Source organism: Sphaerisporangium rubeum (assembly GCF_014207705.1).
In the GTDB taxonomy this organism is placed as follows: Bacteria; Actinomycetota; Actinomycetes; order Streptosporangiales; family Streptosporangiaceae; genus Sphaerisporangium; species Sphaerisporangium rubeum.
Genome location: NZ_JACHIU010000001.1, coordinates 901,373 through 917,406 on the forward strand (window position 1 = coordinate 901,373; position 16,034 = coordinate 917,406).

Sequence of the window (16,034 nt, forward strand, 5' to 3'; positions counted from 1 at the left end):
GAAGCACGAAGGGCACGGATCGCCGTGGATCCGCGCCCTTCGTGACCCTCGTGCCGGCCCGCGTCAGTCGTCCGACGCGGCCGACGGCAGCTTCGCCGAGATCAGGTCCATCACCGAGCTGTCGGCGAGCGTGGTGACGTCGCCGATGCTGCGGTTCTCCGCCACGTCACGCAGCAGCCGGCGCATGATCTTGCCGGACCGGGTCTTCGGCAGCTCGGGCACCACCAGGATCTGCCGCGGCTTGGCGATCGGGCCGAGGGCCTTGGCCACGTGGTCCCGCAGCTCCTTGGCGATGTCGGTGCCCTCGTCGGCGCCGCCGCGCAGGATCGTGAACGCCACGATGGCCTGCCCCGTGATCGGGTCGGTCGCCCCCACCACGGCGGCCTCCGCGACCTTCGGGTGGGACACCAGCGCCGACTCCACCTCTGTGGTCGAGATGTTGTGACCGGACACCAGCATGACGTCGTCCACCCGGCCGAGCAGCCACAGGTCGCCGTCGTCGTCCTTCTTGGCGCCGTCCCCGGGGAAGTACATCCCCTCGAACCGCGACCAGTAGGTGTCGGTGTACCGCTTGTCGTCACCCCAGATGCCGCGCAGCATGGACGGCCACGGCTCACGCACGACGAGGAAGCCGCCGCCGCCGTCCGGCACCGCCTCACCCTGGTCGTCCACCACGTCGGCGACGATCCCCGGCAGCGGCCGCATCGCCGCACCTGGCTTGGCGGCGGTCACCCCCGGCAGCGGGCTGATCATGATGGCGCCGGTCTCGGTCTGCCACCAGGTGTCCACAACGGGGCAGCGGTCGCCGCCGATGTGCTCGCGGTACCAGACGTACGCCTCGGGGTTGATCGGCTCACCGACCGAGCCCAGCACCCGCAGGGACGACATGTCGTACTTGGCGGGGATGTCGTCCCCCCACTTCATGAACGTCCGGATGGCGGTCGGAGCGGTGTACAGGATGGTCACGCCGTACTTCTGCACGACCTCCCAGAACCGGCCGCGGTGCGGCGTGTCCGGTGTGCCTTCGTAGATCACGCTCGTGGCGCCGTTGGCCAGCGGGCCGTACACGATGTAGGAGTGGCCGGTGACCCAGCCGATGTCGGCGGTGCACCAGTAGACGTCGGTGTCCGGCTTGAGGTCGAAGACCGCGTGGTGGGTCCACGCCGTCTGGGTCAGGTAGCCGCCGGTGGTGTGCAGGATGCCCTTCGGCTTACCGGTCGTGCCGCTGGTGTACAGGATGTACAGCGGGTCCTCGGCGTCGTGCGGCACGGCCTCGTGGCGGTCGCTCTGCCGGTCCACCAGTTCGTGCCACCAGATGTCCTTCTCGGACTCGGCGACCTTCTCACCGGTGCGGCGCACCACGAGCACATGCTCGATGCCGGGGCACTCGGCGACCGCCTCGTCCACGGTGGGCTTCAGGGCACTCGGCGCGCCACGCCGGTAACCGCCGTCGGCCGTGATGACGAGCTTGGCGTCGGCGTCCTTGATGCGGCCGCTCAGCGCGCTCGCCGAGAATCCGCCGAACACCACCGAGTGGATCGCGCCGATGCGCGCGCAGGCCAGCATCGCGATCGGCAGCTCGGGGATCATCGGCATGTAGATGGCGACACGGTCACCCTTGCCGACGCCGAGCTCGGTCAGCGCGTTCGCGGCCTTGCTCACCTCGCGCAGCAGGTCGGAGTACGTCAGCGTGCGGGTGTCGCCGTCCGGCTCACCCTCCCAGTGGTACGCCACCTTGTCGCCGAGGCCCGCCTCGACGTGGCGGTCGACGCAGTTGTAGGCGACGTTGAGCGTGCCGCCGACGAACCACTTGGCGAACGGCGCGTTCCACTCGAGCGCCGTGTCCCAGCGGCGTCCCCAGCTGAGACGCTCGGCCGCGCGTTCCCAGAAACCTATGCGGTCGGCCGCGGCCTCCTCGTAGGCTCCGGCCGTGACGTTGGCGTCCGACGCCAGCTCGGCGGGAGGCTCGAAACGGCGGTTCTCCTGCAACAGATTCGACAGCGTGTTCTGGGTCTGGCGACCAGGGGTCTCCGGGGCCACTACGTACTCCTTCACATGGCCTGGCTGGACTGGTACGGGTCCCACTCCACCAGGCTTCCGGCGGCGGGGACAAGAGGGGGCCGGCACCGCGAGCGCGGGACCGGACGGTCTGCGGCGATGTTCACAATGGCATTAACAGACAGTCACAAACGCTGCGTATTCGTTGCGGAAATGATATCGGACGAAAAATGCGCAGAGAGCAAGTGACCTTTTCACCGGTTCCGTTGAACGGTATGAACCACGCGCCGAACGGGTGCTTGGATTGCCTCCCGGGCCACCCCTCTCTTGACCGGCTCGCCGACACCGGCCCCCCCAAGTCTGCACCCCGCCACCCCCGCTCCCTCCACCCTCCCCGCCGAACCCGGCATCCGCTTCCTCCGCCATCGGGGACACGTCCTCGACCCCCGTCGCCGCGGCGATGCCCCGGCATGGACACCTTCCCGGAGATGGCCGTGTCACCCGCCGGTATGGTCGGGAGGCGTGAACGACCCACTGACCGCCGTCGCCGGCCTGCCTGGAGTCGCCGAGGCCGTACAGGACGCTCGTGCGGCCGTGGACCGCCTGTACGGCCACCGTGTGCTGCGCCGCCGCGGCCCCGAGGTGTCCGCGGAGTCGGCCCTTCGCGGAGCCCGCGCCTCGGCCGCTCTCGAAGGCGCCGACGTGTCGCTGGCCGACCTGCGCGCCGGCGCCGCGACGGCCCCCGCGGCCCTCGGTGCCCTGCGCGCCTCCGCCGAAGTCGGCAAACTCAGCCCCACCTGGCGTATCGCACCCCGGCAGGCCCTGGCCCGCCTCCACTCCCTTGCCGCGCTCGACCTCACCACCGACCCGGCCCTGCTCGGCCGTCCCAGAACCACCGACCTCGACCCCGCCGCCGAAGCCGCGACGGCCCTCCCCCCGGCCCCGTCCCCCCGTACCGCCGCGGCTCGTCTCGCCATGCTGGCCGACCTCGTCGCCACGACCACCTCCACGACCCCCGCACTGGTCCTCGCCGCCGTCGTCCACGCCGAACTCATGGCGCTCCGCCCCTTCGGCACCGCCGACGGCCTGGTGGCACGCGCCGCCGAACGCCTGACCCTCGTCGAATTCGGCCTGGACCCCAAGTCACTGATCGCCGTGGAAGTCGGCCACGCCGAGTCCGAACAGGCCTACACCAAGGCCCTGCGCGACTACCTGGAAGGCGGCCCCACCGGAGTGGCCACCTGGATACGCCACTGCGCCGCCGCCGTAGAACTAGGGGCACGCGAAGCCACCGCCATCTGCGAGGCCCTCCAACGCGGCTGACCCTTCCGACCCGCGGCCGGGGCAGGACGGTGACCGGGTGACTGTGGCGGTGCGGCGGCACGTCGCCGCCTGTACCTCTGCCGGATCTTGAGCCTCGCTCTGCTTCGCCGGCCGACATCAGGACCCCACCTCGTCCACGGCCGTCGCCGTGTCGGATGTCCTTATGCGCGTCTCGCCGCGCCATCGACTGCTGTCGCCGCCGGTCACGCCTCGCTTCCCGCAGCCGATCGCGCGTGCGTATCCGGCGGGCTCCGGCATCCGCAGGTCGTCGGACGGGTCAGGCTTGGGGACGGGTCAGGCTGGCGGAACTGTCTCCGACATGCGAACGGCGTCCCTGGGACGGGACGCCGCCGCCTGTACGCCGCACCGGGCTACCAAGCGTGCACCTCTATTCGTCGGCACGGGTCAAGCCCGCCACGACGCGCCTCCCGCGGCTGGTCGCGCGTGGGTACCCGGCAGGCGTACATGGACATTCAGTCCGTGTCTTCTTTCTACGACCGATCCACCCGGATGTGAACCCCCTACATCGAAACCTTTGCCGACTCCTGCATCACGGATCCCCGCACCATCCCCCCGCCGATACCACTGACCTGCGCCGACGGCTCGCAAGGATCGCCTGGCGACAGCCAACGCCACCAGAGGCCTTCAGTCGCCGTCCCCAGTCACAGCTCATCCCGGACCTGGACCCGGCATCTCTCGGTCATGGCGGACCGACGCGCCGTGATCAGGACCCGCCGGTGACACCGGTCGATCCTCCTGAGTGCGCCGAACCGAGTCCGCCTCAACCCGGCAGCCGTCCATGTTCCCGTTCATGGGGCCGTCGCCGGAGGCCCGGCCGCGCCTGGTCGTGAAAACTTCGCGGCCGGACCCCACCGGACATGCCGACCTGGTGACTCACGGCCGCACAGTCCGGCGCTGTCCCCGATCTGCGCCGATGATCTAGCTCTCAGCGGTCCCTCGTCCCAAATCGGCCACCTGCCGCCGGGACGCGGTTCATCGCCGACGCATTCCTTCAGCCATATCGGCCCGGCGTAGGGTGACCAGATTCAGCGGCGATGGTCCGACCCCTCTGACCTGCATCGACATCCGGCATGTGTCGGATCCTCCGCCTCACGGAGCCCTTGCCGCCGTCCCAGCCGCCGCCGGAAGCCGTCCCGGCCGCCGTCTCATAGTGAATAGCTCTACTAGGCACCTCTCGGTCATACCGGGCCCGTCCCCGCCATCACTCCGGAGGAACGGAGCCGTTCCGTCCTGTTTCGGGCACTTCCAGTAGCCGCACCGCTACGGCAGAAAAAAACCCCTGAAAATCAGAGATTGCTTCTCGACGAAAGTTCAGTTCATCGGGCACCATACGTTGGTGTCCACCTGACTGAGGCGCCGGTGTACGGGTAATGATTTTGCCCTAACTTGCCGCCCTCGCTGAAAGCTTTCTTCGGAAACGGGCCGGCTCTACCCCCCCGGAGCCGGACCGTAAGGCGACCCCCGCTCTCCCCCCCGGCGGGGGTCGCCCTTTTTCTCCCTTCCCGCCGTCGGGAACCGCACAGCGAGCGTCGCTCTCGCCTGCTCTGGCCGTACACGGTCAAGTTATCCACAGAACCCCATTCGGCCGAAGCGGCGACCGCGCCGGCCCGGCACAGTCCCCGCATGACCACCCACCGTCCATTAGTGATCACCGATGACCAGGACCTGCTCGACGACCTCCTGCGGATCGCCGCCGCCGCCGGAGTCGAGATCGACGTGGCCCACGCGGCGGCACACGCCAGGCCGTTCTGGACGCATGCACCTCTCGTGGTCGTGGGGGTGGACGTCGCCGACACGCTGGCCGCCACCTGTCCACCCCCGAGGCAAGGAGTGCTCCTCGTCACCCGCGGCGCCGACGACCCGTCCGTGTGGCGCAGATGCGTCGCGGTCGGGGCCGTCACCGTCCTCACCCTCCCGGAGGCGGAACGGCGGCTTGTGGAGGAGTTCGCAGAGGCATGCGAGCCGGAGACCCGTTCCGGTGAGACCGTCTGCGTCGTCGGCGGCCGAGGCGGCTCAGGGGCCAGCGTCCTCGCCACCTGCCTGGCCCTGGTCGCCGCACGCAGGAAGATGCGCACGCTCCTCGTCGACGCCGATCCCCTCGGCGGCGGCATCGACGTCCTCCTCGGCGAGGAGCACGCCGTGGGAGCCCGCTGGCCAGGCATCGCCGAGCGCGAGGGCAGGGTCAGCTACGCAGCGCTTCAAGACGCTCTGCCGACCTTCGGCGACCTGACCGTCCTGTCCGGCCACCGAGGCGCACCGTCCGCCATCCCCCCTGAGGCGATGCGCGCGGTCCTCGGCGCGGCCCACAGAGGCTGCGACCTCATCGTCGTCGACGTCCCCCGCCACCTCACGCCGGCCGCGGCCGAGGCGCTGTCCCGCGCCGCCGTGACCCTCCTGCTCGTCCCCTCAGACGTCCGAGGGGTGCTCGCCGCCGCACAGGTCCTCCCGCAGCTCCAGAAACACACCCAGTGCGTCCGCACAGTGACCCGTCCGGGCACGCTCACCCCCGACATCATCACCCGCTCACTGGACACCCCTCACCTCGGTTTCCTCCCCGACCAGCGCAACCTCGCCGACCACCTCGATCGCGGCCTCGCGCCGCCGCTGACCCCGCAGACCCCGCTGGCCCGTTTCTGCCACGCCTTCCTGACCGGCAGCCTCCCCGAGGAGCCCTCATGAGACGTGCCACAGTGCCGGTGGAGCTCGTGGAGGCCGTACGTCTCCGCCTGGCGAGAGAGGGCGGCGAGCCGACCGCCGCACAGGTCGCGGCGGCCCTTCGTGCCGAGCAGGCGGTCCTCGGCGACGCGGAGATCCTCGCGGTGGCCCGCGCGCTGAGAGCCGACCTCATCGGAGCGGGCCCCCTGGAGCCCCTGCTCGCCGAGCCCGAGGTCACCGACGTCCTGGTGAACGGCCCCCGTGACGTGTGGGTCGACGACGGGCTCGGTCTCAGACGCACCCCGGTGACCTTCGCGGACGACGGTGAGGTGCGCCGCCTGGCCCAGCGCCTGGCCGGCGCCGCGGGCCGCCGCCTCGACGACGCCAGCCCGTACGTCGACGCACGCCTGTCCGGCGGCGTGCGCCTCCACGCCATCCTGCCTCCCATAGCCCCGGACGGCACCTGCCTGTCCCTGCGTCTGCCTCCCCGCCAGTCCTTCACCCTGGAAGACCTGGTCCCCGGCCCAGGCGCCGCCGCACTGAGAGCCGTGGTCACGTCCCGCATGGCCTTCCTGGTGACCGGCGGCACCGGCACGGGAAAAACGACCCTGTTGTCCGCACTCCTCTCCGCCGCCGACCCGAGAGAACGCCTGATCCTCGTCGAGGACTCCGCCGAGCTGCGTCCCGTCCACCCTCACGTGGTCCGCCTGGAGACCAGACCCCCCAACCTGGAAGGGGCCGGAGCCGTCACCCTCCGCGACCTGGTCCGCCAAGCCCTCCGCATGCGTCCCGACCGCCTGGTCGTAGGCGAGGTCCGAGGCGAGGAGGTCACCGACCTCCTGAGCGCCATGAACACCGGCCACGACGGCGGCTGCGGCACCCTGCACGCCAACACCCCCGAAGACGTCCCCGCACGCCTGGAAGCCCTCGCCGGCCCCGCCGGCCTCCCCAGAATGGCCGTGCACAGCCAGATCGCCGCGGCCCTGGACGCCGTGATCCACATGACCCGGACCCCCACCGGCGGCCCTCGCCGCCTCTCCCAGATCTGCCTGCTGCGACGCCACCCCTCCGGCCTGGTCGAACCCATCCCCGCCTTGACCTTCCCACCCCAAGGCTCTCCCGTCCCGGGCCCCGCTCACGACGCCTTCCACACGCGTCTGACCAGACACCCATGAATCCCCACAGCCCGCCACACGAGTTGTGCACGGCAAGTGCGGACAGTCCGATTTCGCGAATGTCCGGCGGAGATGACGGGACACGGGTGACCTGAGTGACGCTTGAGGTTTCTCTATTTATGTCCGGACCGAAAAGGAGGCCAAGGTGATCTGGTCGGCCATGGGGCTCATCGTGGCGGCGACGCTCATGTGGAGTACCGCCGGCGAGGCGGCCGCTCGTCTGCGTGCGCTGAACCGGTCCCGCGACGGCGCCATGATCACATCCTCATGGCGTGACCCAGGCGCGCACCTGAGAACGCTCCTGCGCCGCCGACCCGCCGGAAGACGGATCCACGCGCGATGGGAGCAGTTCACCGGCCGATTCGGCGCCACACGTCGTCGCGCGGCCTGGCAGAAGGCTTCGATCGCCGTGTGCCAGGGCATCGTCGCCGAGCTGGCTGTAGGCCGGCCACCAGGCGACGCCTTGGCCCGCACGCTGACCGATCTCGACTGCCCCGACCCCGAGCTCCTCCACCCCGTGATCGCCGCCGCTCGCGACGGCGGAGACGTTCCCGCCGCACTGACCGACGCCGCCGCACCGCACGGCACAGAGGGCCTCCGCCGCCTGGCGGCCTGCTGGCAGGTCGGCCCCACCGTCGGTACCGGCCTCACCGCTCTCCTGGAGCGCGTGATCGCGGCCCTACGCGACTCCGCGTCCCACAGAGCCGAAGTAGCGTCCCAACTGGCGGCCCCACGAGCCACAGCCCGCCTCCTGGCCGCACTCCCCGCCTTGGGTCTCCTCCTAGGCACAGCCCTGGGCCTACGTCCCTTCGCCTTCCTGCTCCACACCCCCGCAGGCCTCGCCTGCCTGTCCCTCGGCGTGACCCTCACAACCGCCGGCCTCACCTGGACCCACCACCTAACTCTCCGCGCGCTGGCCACCGACACCACCTGACCCTCCGCGCACACTCCACCGCGACACCATCCGACCCTCGGCGCGCTGGCCACCAACACCGCCTGACCCTCTGCGCACACTCCTCGGCGACACCATCTGACCCTCGGCGCGCTTTCGACCGACTCCGCCTGACCCTCTGCGCACACTCCACCGCGACACCATCTGACCCTAGGCGCGCTGGCCACCGACTCCGCCTGACCCTCTGCGCGCTTTCGACCGACACCGTCTGACTCTCCGCGCGCTCTCCACCGACACCGCCTAAGGATCTCCCGATTGACCGCCGTAGCCGTTGCCGCAGCCGTCCTGGCCGCTCTGGCCGTCTGGACCTGGTCGATGCCGACTATCGCTCATACCCGCCTCACCCGCCTGGCCCTCGGCTCTCACAGGGCCGCCTCCTCGCGCGAGGCCGCGGGAAGCGGTGGTTCCGACGCGGCCCTGATACGCCACGACGCAGCCCCGGTACGTCGAGCGGCCGCGCGGCCGACGACGCGCGGCCATGCGGCTGTTCGCTCGGCGGACGGACGTGCTGGTGGCGACGGTGGCGCCTCCACGGCAGGCCGGGGCCGGGAGGTGGCCGTCGTCGCGGGTGCGGTGTTGGTGGGGGCGCTGGTGGTGGGAGGGGTGCCAGGGGCGGTGGCCGGGGGGTGCGCCGGGCTCGTCAGAGTGGCCATGGCCCGGCGGGGGGAGTCACCGCAGGAAGCGCGGAGGCGAGCACGCGTGCAGGCGGACCTCCCGTTCGCCCTGGACCTCATGGTCGCGTGCCTGCGCGCCGGACTGCCGGTGGGAGGCGCCGTGGAGGCCGCGGCCAAGGCGGTCGACGGCCCCGTCGGGACGCTTCTCTCCACAGTCACAGGCAGGCTCAGGCTCGGCGCCGGCCCTGAAGAGGCATGGACGGTCTTACGTGACGACCCGGCCCTGTCGAGCCTCGCACGGGAGATGATCCGAGCGGCCCTGAGCGGCGCACCTGTGGCCGACGTCCTCACCAGACTCGCCGACGACACCGTCCGCGAGACCCGCGCCGCATCCTCGGCCGCCGCACGACGTGCCGGCATCCAGGTGATAGCCCCCCTGGGCCTGTGTTTCCTGCCGGCCTTCGTCTTCCTGGGAATCATCCCGATCGTCGCCGGACTGGCCACCCAGGCCTTCGGCCATTGATCCTCCGCCACCACCATCCGTCGCCACCGAACTCGCCTGAGCCTCTCAGTATCCGTCTGAGTCCGTCTGAAGCTGATTGATCCTGCGCCATCACCGCCCGGCACGGCCCGAGTTCGCCTGAACCTTTCAGCGTCCGTCCGAGTCCGTCCGAGTCCGTCCGAGTCCGTCCGGGATCGTCCGGGATCGTCCGAGGCCGTCCGAGGCCGTCCGAGGCCGTCCGAGGCCGTCCGAGGCCGTCCGAGGCCGTCCGAGGCCGTCTGAGGTCGTCCAAACGCGCACCCCCGTCATGCTCGCGACCCGACCGGCACGAAGGTGACGGGTTCCCCGCCATGGACGGATTCCTCGCCGGTGGCCGGTCGGGCCCGGGCCGTCACGGCTCCGACATCCGTGTAGCCGATCACACGCGACTCCGTCACACAGTGGGCCGCCGGCCGGTCGAGAACGTACCTGTGGATAAGTGGGCCGGGTGTGGACATCGACCCCGGCCCGCACCCGCATGAGTTGAGCCTCAACGCCGCGAAATGTCGGTCCGTGCAAGCCATGTCCGGTAAGGGGTCGGTCGAACTACGGCTCGGCCTGAGGACAGGAATGGGCTGGTCGCACGGGCTCGACGAGTTATCCACAGAACGAGACTCAGGCCGGAATCGGAGGCGCGGATCGCGCGAGCATGGCCCCGTTCGCCGCACCGGACGGAAGGTCCGTCCAGGCGGGAAGCTCTTCAAGGAGATCACATGCGTCGGTGGATCTGTTCACAGGGACGGCACGCGTTCAGCACGGGGACGTCGAGCGTCATCGCCGCACGGCGGCTGAGGAAGGTCTACGGCACGCTGCTCATCCTCCGAGCCATGGCCGCCGGGTGCCGCCGAGCCAGGCGCCAGGTCCGCGCGGTGGGCAGGTGGCTCAAAGGCTCCGGACAGGCGGTCTACCTGGCCGCACGAAGCCGCGGAGAGGCCGGCATGTCCACCGCCGAGTACGCCGTCGGCACCATCGCCGCCTGCGCCTTCGCGGGCCTCCTCTACAAGATCGTCACCAGCCCGGACATCCGCAAGATGCTGGCCGACATCCTCGGCCGCGCTTTGCGTCTCGCAGGATGACCAGGCTGCTGCCGGCGACACGGCGAGTCGGGTTCTTCGGCCTCGGTGATGCTTGTGACGCGGGACGAGAGCGCACTGAGTGGCAGCCGGTCGTTGTTCGGCAGGCTTGCGGCCGGCTGGGACGTCCGCAAGATGCCGGCAGACATTCTGGGCCGTGCTTTGCGCCTCCCGGAGCGAGCTGGCTGGTGTCGGTGGCATGGCGAGTCGGGTTCTTCGGCGCCGGTGGTGCTTGTGAAGTGGGACGAGAGTGCCGTCAGTGGGAATCGGTCGCTGATCTTCGGGAGCGTGGCCAGTCCGAGTGCCCCAAGGTGCCGGTCGGTGTCCTCGGGTGGGTGCTGTGGCGGGGGAGATGGTCAGGCTCCTGCCGGTGGCACGGCGTGTCCGGTTTCTTCCGTGGCGGTGGTAGCCGTGACCTGGGAGGAAGGATCGGTGGGTGCAAGCCGGTCGTTGCTCGGCAGGCTTTTGACCGGTCTGGACGTCTGCGAGGTGACGATCGGCTTCCTCGGCCGGGTTCTGTGGACGGCGGGGAGACCTGGCAGGTTTCGCCTGTGCGGTTCATTCGGCACTTTCTTGCCGGCGGTGCCTGTGAGCCGCGGGGTAAGCGTGGCGAGCTGGGGTCGGTCACCGCTGAGATGGCGGTGGGTCTGCCGGTGCTGGCGCTGGTGCTCGGTGGCGCGCTGTGGGCCGTGGCGGCGGTGGCGGTCCAGCTTGAGTGCGTGGACGCTGCTAGAGCGGGGGCCAGGGCTGCTGCCCGGGGTGAGTCGCTCGATGTGGTGCGCCAGGTGACCGGACGAGCCGCTCCGGCCGGGGCCGCCGTCGCGATCACCCGGGACGCGGACCTCAGCCGTGTCACCGTCACAGCCACGATGCGACCGGGTGGAGCGGGTCTCATCCCTGGGGTCGTCATCAGAGCCGACGCCACGTCCGCGACGGAGCCGGGAGTTCAGGAGGGGGCTCCATGAGCTTCGTCTTGCCGGGTGCGGTGGCGATGTGGGGGATTCCTCTGGGTCGCGGTGTCTTGTCTGGGAGGAGAGCTGCGGGTTCAGTTGAGGGCTCGCTGAGGTCCGTCGCTTCGTCCGGTGGGCTTTTGAGGTCGGTGGGCCTCGGGGACGGCTGGTGGCATGTCGCTGTCGCTGTCGCTGTCGCTGTCGCTGTCGCTGTCGCTGTCGCTGGGGCCGGTGGCTTGTGCCGGGGTGGGTCGCTTCCTGGTCACTGTGGGTTCCTCCTTGTGGCGCCGGGGCGGTGGGACGCTGTGCGGTGGCTCCGGCGCCTTCTTGCGGCGGCTCGCCTGGGTGACGGTCTTGGGTGCCGTGTCAGGCGGCCGGGTGAGGTTCTTGTTCGTGTGGTCCATCACGGGATCAATGGCTTGGGAGGCGTGGCAGCACATCCTGGCGGACGGTGTGATCGGCGTGCGCCTGTGTGGTTCGCCGGTTCTGTGGCCGGCTGTTCGAGGGAGTCGCGTTCCTGGCGGAGGGGGGCCGAGGAGGGGGGTGCGACGGTTTGGGTGGTCTGTGTGATGGTGCTTGTCGGGCTGGTCGCGGGGGTCATGGTGGCGGCGGGGGTGGTCCGGGTGGCGCGGCATCGAGCCGGGGCCGCCGCCGACCTCAGTGCACTCGCCGGTGCCGTCCACGCTCTGGCGGACCCTGCTCTCGCGTGCCGTCGTGCACGCGCGCTCGCCGTCGCCAATCACGCCACCTTGAGCGGTTGCGTCGTCCGGACCGGTGTCGTCCAGGTCCGGGTGCGCGTGAAGCTATCGATCCCCGTCCTCGGTCAGCGATCACTGACGGCCGAGGCCCGCGCCGGACCTCGCTGACGTCGGTGGTCCCTCCTCTGGAGTGGACGGCTGTAGGTGCCGGCAGGACGGCTTGAGGACTCCGCAAGGCGGTCGCGAGGGCTCTGGCGGACGGTCGTGTGGGTCGTGCGGATGGCCGTTGGTCTACATGGACGGCATGAGGACTCAGACAAGGGTCGTGAGGGCTCTGGAGGTGGTCGTGTGGGTCAGCGAGTTCACCCACCACACCTGGGACGTCCGGGCCGCCGCCGGACCCGCCCCCACCCTGGCCCCGAAGCGGTGGACCTCCTGCTGGACACCGTCGCCATGCTGGCCGGGTTCGCCGGCTATCTCTGTCGGCTGCGCCGAGCTCCCCAAGATTGACGACGTTGCCGGTGTCCCGCAGAAGCGGTCGGAGATTTGATGGACACGTGTTCGCCTGGTGACGGTGCTCGGTCAGCAGTGGTCGCTGGTTGCCGGGTCCGGGTGGACGGCGGGGCCGGTGGGTCTCGTCAAGGGGACAGGAGGATCTTCAGAAGGTGGTTGGCGCCTTGTTTGTCGAGGGGGTCGTTGCCGTTGCCGCATTTGGGGCTTTGTATGCAGCTGGGGCAGCCTGTTTGGCATTCGCAGGCCTGGATGGCCTGGTGGGTGGCGGTGAGCCAGGATTCGGCTTTGGCGTAGGCGCGTTCGGCGAAGCCGGCGCCGCCTTCGTGGCCGTCGTAGACGAAGACGGTCATGAGGCTGGTGTCGGGGTGGCGTTCGGTGCTCACGCCGCCGATGTCCCAGCGGTCGCAGGTCGCGAAGAGGGGGAGGAGGCCTATCGAGGCGTGTTCGGCGGCGTGTGCGGAGCCGGCGAGGTCGTGGCCCTTCAGGAGCAGAGGCGCTATGGCCTCGTCGGGGAGGATCCACCAGACGGCGCGGGTGGTCAGGGTGCGCGGCGGGAGATCGAGGGGTTCTTCGCCGAGGACTTCGCCGGTCTGCTGGCGGCGCTTCAGGAACGAGACCACCTGCCTGGTCACCTCCACGGTGCCGAAGTGGAGCTCGCCGGGGCCGAGGGGGCGGGAGCGCAGGCTTTCCAGTACGGCGATGTCGGTGATGTCGCGGGCGAAGGTCGCGTAGTCGGGGGTGGCGGGGGAGACCAGGGCCACTCCGGCGTCCAGTTCCAGAGCGTCCACGATGTAGGTGTCGCCTTGGTGGAGGTGGACGGCGCCGGTGTGGACGGCACTGTGCGCGGAGGGTTCGTCCACGGTGCCGAGCAGGCGGCCGGTGGCCGTCTCCACGATCTGCACTGGAGACGCGCCGGAGCCGCGGATGTCGGCCAGGTCGGCGGCGCGTTCGCGGCGGGTCCAGAACCAGCCCTGCGCGCGACGGCGGAGCATGCCACGGTCCACGAGGCCGTCCAGCACCTCGGCGGCGGACGGGCCGAAGACCGCGAGGTCCGCTTCGGTGAGCGGGACCTCCGCGGCGGCGGCGCACAGGTGGGGGCCGAGGACGTAGGGGTTGTCCGGGTCCAGCACGATCGCCTCCACCGGTCGGCCGAAGAGCGCCTCGGGGTGGTGCACGAGGTAGGTGTCCAGCGGGTCGTCCCTGGCGATCAGCACGGCGAGCGCGTCCTGGCCGTCGCGTCCCGCGCGGCCGGCCTGCTGCCACAGGGACGCGCGGGTGCCGGGCCAGCCGGCGATCAGCACGGCGTCGAGGCCGGACACGTCGATGCCGAGCTCCAGCGCGTTGGTGGTGGCGAGGCCCATGATCTCGCCGTCCCGCAGCGCCTTCTCAAGCCGCCGGCGGTCCTCGGCGAGGTACCCGGCACGGTAGGCGGCCACCTGAGCCGGAAGTTCCGGGGAGATCTCCTCAAGGTTGTCCCGCGCGATCAGCGACACGCTCTCCGCGGCCCGCCGGGACCGTACGAACGCCAGGGTGCGCACGCCGTCCACCACGAGGTCGGACAGCAGGTCCGCGGTCTCCGCGGTCGCTGTGCGCCGTACCGGTGCGCCACGCTCGCCGCGCAGGTCCGTCAGAGGCGGCTCCCAGAGTGCGAAGGTGGTCGAACCCCGGGGAGAGGCGTCCGTGGTCACCTCGGCCGTCTCAAGGCCCGTCAGGCGCATCGCGGCGGCCGCGGGGTCGCTCACGGTGGCCGACACGAGCACGAACACCGGACGGGAGCCGTATTTCGCGCAGATCCGGCGCAGCCGCCGCAGGATCTGCGCCACGTGCGAGCCGAACACCCCCCGGTACCCGTGGCACTCGTCCACTACGACGATCTTGAGCCGGCGCCAGAACGACGTCCACGCCGAATGCCGGGGAAGGATGGATCTGTGCAGCATGTCGGGGTTGGTCAGCACATAGTTGGCGTTGCGCCGCACCCACTGCCGTTCCTCGGCCGGAGTGTCCCCGTCGTAGGTCGCCGCACGCACCTGCGGCAGGTCGAGCCGCCGCACGGCGCGCAACTGGTCCGCCGCGAGCGCCTTGGTCGGTGTCAGGTACAGGACACTGCCGCCGGTGAGGATCTCCGACATGGCCGGCACCAGGTAGGCCAAAGATTTTCCCGAGGCGGTACCCGTGGAGATGATCACGTTTTGGCCACGATGGGCCAGGTCGGCGGCGGCCGTCTGGTGGTCCCAGAGGCCGTCGACCCCCAGATTTCGCAGACGGCTGACAAGCGGTTCGCCGACCCACTCCGGCCAGCGTGCATCACCCGCCTGACGTGCGGGAACGTGTTCGACATGGGTGACACGCTCCCGGCGCGAGCGCACGGCGAGCAGCCGGCCGAGCAGCGGCTCGGCCCGGCGGGAGGCTGATGTGGTCGCAGTCACTGGTTTCCAGTTTGGCATCTTGGGGGAGAGTCGCCCGGAGTCGTGATTTCGTATAGACACGGAGACGGGGCGTGGTTGAATGCCGCGCGTCAGGGTATTGCGTGCCGGGACTTGGGGTCCCAGCATGTCAGACCCCTCGTCGTGGACTCAGCAGGCAAGGCGCTGGAGGATCTGTGGATCTGAAGTTGGACCACCACACCGAAGACCGGCTCACCATCGTGGAAGTCGAGGGTGAGATCGATGTCTATACCGCGCCGAGGCTGCGAGAGCTGCTGATCGACCTCGTGAACAAGGGCAACTTCCACCTCCTGGTCAACATGGAGAAGGTCGATTTCCTTGATTCCACCGGACTCGGTGTGCTGGTCGGCGGGCTCAAGCGCGTTCGTGCGCACGACGGCTCCCTGGAGCTCGTCTGCACTCAGGAACGCATCCTGAAGATCTTCCGGATCACCGGGCTGACCAAGGTCTTCGGGATCTACGCCTCGGTCGAAGAGGCCAAGGAAGCTCACGGCCGAGACAAGTAGTCATGGCCACCGTCGAGCTGACGTTCAGTGCCCTGCCGGCGCACGTCCGCACGGCGCGCTTGGTCGCCACGGCCATAGCGCGCCGCACCGGTGTGGCCGAGGCGCTACTGGACGAAGTGCGGCTCGCCGTCGGAGAGGCCTGCTCCCGGGCAGTGGAGGCGCACCGCGTCCACTGCCCGGGTGAGCCGATCCGCATCGAGCTGCGCGACGACTCCGGCCGATTCGAGGTCACGGTGACCGACTCGGCACCGAGTGACGATCTCGAGCAGGCCTACCAGGACGACGACGGCACGCCGACCCCGGTCAACGGCACGGCGCTCGCCAGTCTTCTGCCGGCCGACACGTTGATGTCGGGTTTCGGCATCGCGGTCATCGCCGCCCTGGCGGACGACGTCGAGGTGTACCCGAGCGCCAAGGGGCTGCGGATCCGCATGAGCTGGCCCGCCGCCACCGGTCTTCCGGCCATCTGAGGCCAAGGGCCCGGCCGCACGTCTTCCCGAGCCCGCCGTTCTTTTCGTCATGCCCGGATGACGGCGCTCCTTCGCTACCCACACCAGCACCCGGTCCACAC

13 protein-coding genes are annotated in these 16,034 nt (G+C 70.1%); 10 read left to right on the forward strand and 3 right to left on the reverse strand.

All coding sequences use genetic code 11. The features are described 5' to 3' along the window. Positions 1-63: 63 nt before the first annotated feature. Positions 64-2,040, reverse strand: coding sequence for an acetate--CoA ligase (gene acs / locus BJ992_RS03605; protein ID WP_184978529.1), 1,977 nt, complete (start codon positions 2,038-2,040; stop codon positions 64-66). Between the two features lie 480 nt (positions 2,041-2,520). Between acs and BJ992_RS03610 the strand changes: the two genes are divergently transcribed. From BJ992_RS03610 to BJ992_RS03640, 7 genes are all read left to right on the forward strand, one after another. After that, on the forward strand, positions 2,521-3,321 hold the full coding sequence (locus BJ992_RS03610; RefSeq protein ID WP_184978530.1) for a Fic family protein: 801 nt from the start codon (positions 2,521-2,523) through the stop codon (positions 3,319-3,321). A gap of 1,644 nt (positions 3,322-4,965) precedes the next feature. Then, entirely contained in the window at positions 4,966-6,021 is a 1,056-nt protein-coding gene (ssd, locus tag BJ992_RS03615) for a septum site-determining protein Ssd (protein ID WP_184978531.1), read from the forward strand. Next, complete coding sequence (locus BJ992_RS03620; protein ID WP_184978532.1) at positions 6,018-7,172, forward strand: TadA family conjugal transfer-associated ATPase; 1,155 nt, start codon at positions 6,018-6,020, stop codon at positions 7,170-7,172. Before ssd ends, BJ992_RS03620 begins: the two co-directional genes overlap by 4 nt. A gap of 145 nt (positions 7,173-7,317) precedes the next feature. Continuing rightward, positions 7,318-8,106: a type II secretion system F family protein gene (locus tag BJ992_RS03625; RefSeq protein ID WP_184978533.1), complete on the forward strand. Its 789-nt coding sequence runs from the start codon at positions 7,318-7,320 to the stop codon at positions 8,104-8,106. Positions 8,107-8,823: 717 nt separating this feature from the next. Further along, complete coding sequence (locus BJ992_RS32480) at positions 8,824-9,261, forward strand: type II secretion system F family protein (RefSeq protein WP_343072483.1); 438 nt, start codon at positions 8,824-8,826, stop codon at positions 9,259-9,261. A gap of 731 nt (positions 9,262-9,992) precedes the next feature. Further along, positions 9,993-10,355, forward strand: a complete 363-nt coding sequence (locus tag BJ992_RS34110; protein ID WP_343072484.1) for a DUF4244 domain-containing protein — start codon at positions 9,993-9,995, stop codon at positions 10,353-10,355. A gap of 632 nt (positions 10,356-10,987) precedes the next feature. Further along, positions 10,988-11,317 (forward strand): TadE family type IV pilus minor pilin, encoded by a 330-nt coding sequence (locus tag BJ992_RS03640; RefSeq protein WP_184978534.1) that lies wholly within the window; start codon positions 10,988-10,990, stop codon positions 11,315-11,317. 80 nt (positions 11,318-11,397) lie between these two features. On the opposite strand, the gene BJ992_RS32490 is transcribed toward BJ992_RS03640, so the two are convergent. After that, positions 11,398-11,706 carry a hypothetical protein gene (locus tag BJ992_RS32490; RefSeq protein WP_246496512.1) on the reverse strand — a complete coding sequence of 103 codons (309 nt, stop codon included), beginning with the start codon at positions 11,704-11,706 and terminating at the stop codon, positions 11,398-11,400. An 84-nt stretch (positions 11,707-11,790) separates the two neighbouring features. Between BJ992_RS32490 and BJ992_RS32495 the strand changes: the two genes are divergently transcribed. Then, entirely contained in the window at positions 11,791-12,168 is a 378-nt protein-coding gene (locus BJ992_RS32495; RefSeq protein WP_343072485.1) for an Rv3654c family TadE-like protein, read from the forward strand. 470 nt (positions 12,169-12,638) lie between these two features. Here BJ992_RS32495 and BJ992_RS03650 read toward each other — a convergent pair whose 3' ends face one another. After that, entirely contained in the window at positions 12,639-14,957 is a 2,319-nt protein-coding gene (locus tag BJ992_RS03650) for a DEAD/DEAH box helicase (RefSeq protein WP_184978535.1), read from the reverse strand. Positions 14,958-15,112: 155 nt separating this feature from the next. Between BJ992_RS03650 and BJ992_RS03655 the strand changes: the two genes are divergently transcribed. Both BJ992_RS03655 and BJ992_RS03660 read left to right on the forward strand, forming a co-directional pair. Then, positions 15,113-15,463: an STAS domain-containing protein gene (locus tag BJ992_RS03655; RefSeq protein ID WP_114029683.1), complete on the forward strand. Its 351-nt coding sequence runs from the start codon at positions 15,113-15,115 to the stop codon at positions 15,461-15,463. Positions 15,464-15,465: 2 nt separating this feature from the next. Next, on the forward strand, positions 15,466-15,933 hold the full coding sequence (locus BJ992_RS03660; protein WP_184978536.1) for an ATP-binding protein: 468 nt from the start codon (positions 15,466-15,468) through the stop codon (positions 15,931-15,933). Positions 15,934-16,034 lie beyond the last annotated feature (101 nt).

Bases quoted from the DNA above. Each gene is read 5' to 3' on its own strand.
- BJ992_RS03620 (WP_184978532.1), top strand. From the start codon at position 6,018: ATGAGACGTGCCACAGTGCCGGTGGAGCTCGTGGAGGCCGTACGTCTC.
- BJ992_RS03660 (WP_184978536.1), top strand. From the start codon at position 15,466: ATGGCCACCGTCGAGCTGACGTTCAGTGCCCTGCCGGCGCACGTCCGC.
- BJ992_RS03650 (WP_184978535.1), bottom strand. From the start codon at position 14,957: ATGCCAAACTGGAAACCAGTGACTGCGACCACATCAGCCTCCCGCCGG.
- BJ992_RS34110 (WP_343072484.1), top strand. From the start codon at position 9,993: ATGCGTCGGTGGATCTGTTCACAGGGACGGCACGCGTTCAGCACGGGG.
- BJ992_RS03640 (WP_184978534.1), top strand. From the start codon at position 10,988: ATGGCGGTGGGTCTGCCGGTGCTGGCGCTGGTGCTCGGTGGCGCGCTG.
- ssd (WP_184978531.1), top strand. From the start codon at position 4,966: ATGACCACCCACCGTCCATTAGTGATCACCGATGACCAGGACCTGCTC.
- BJ992_RS32490 (WP_246496512.1), bottom strand. From the start codon at position 11,706: ATGGACCACACGAACAAGAACCTCACCCGGCCGCCTGACACGGCACCC.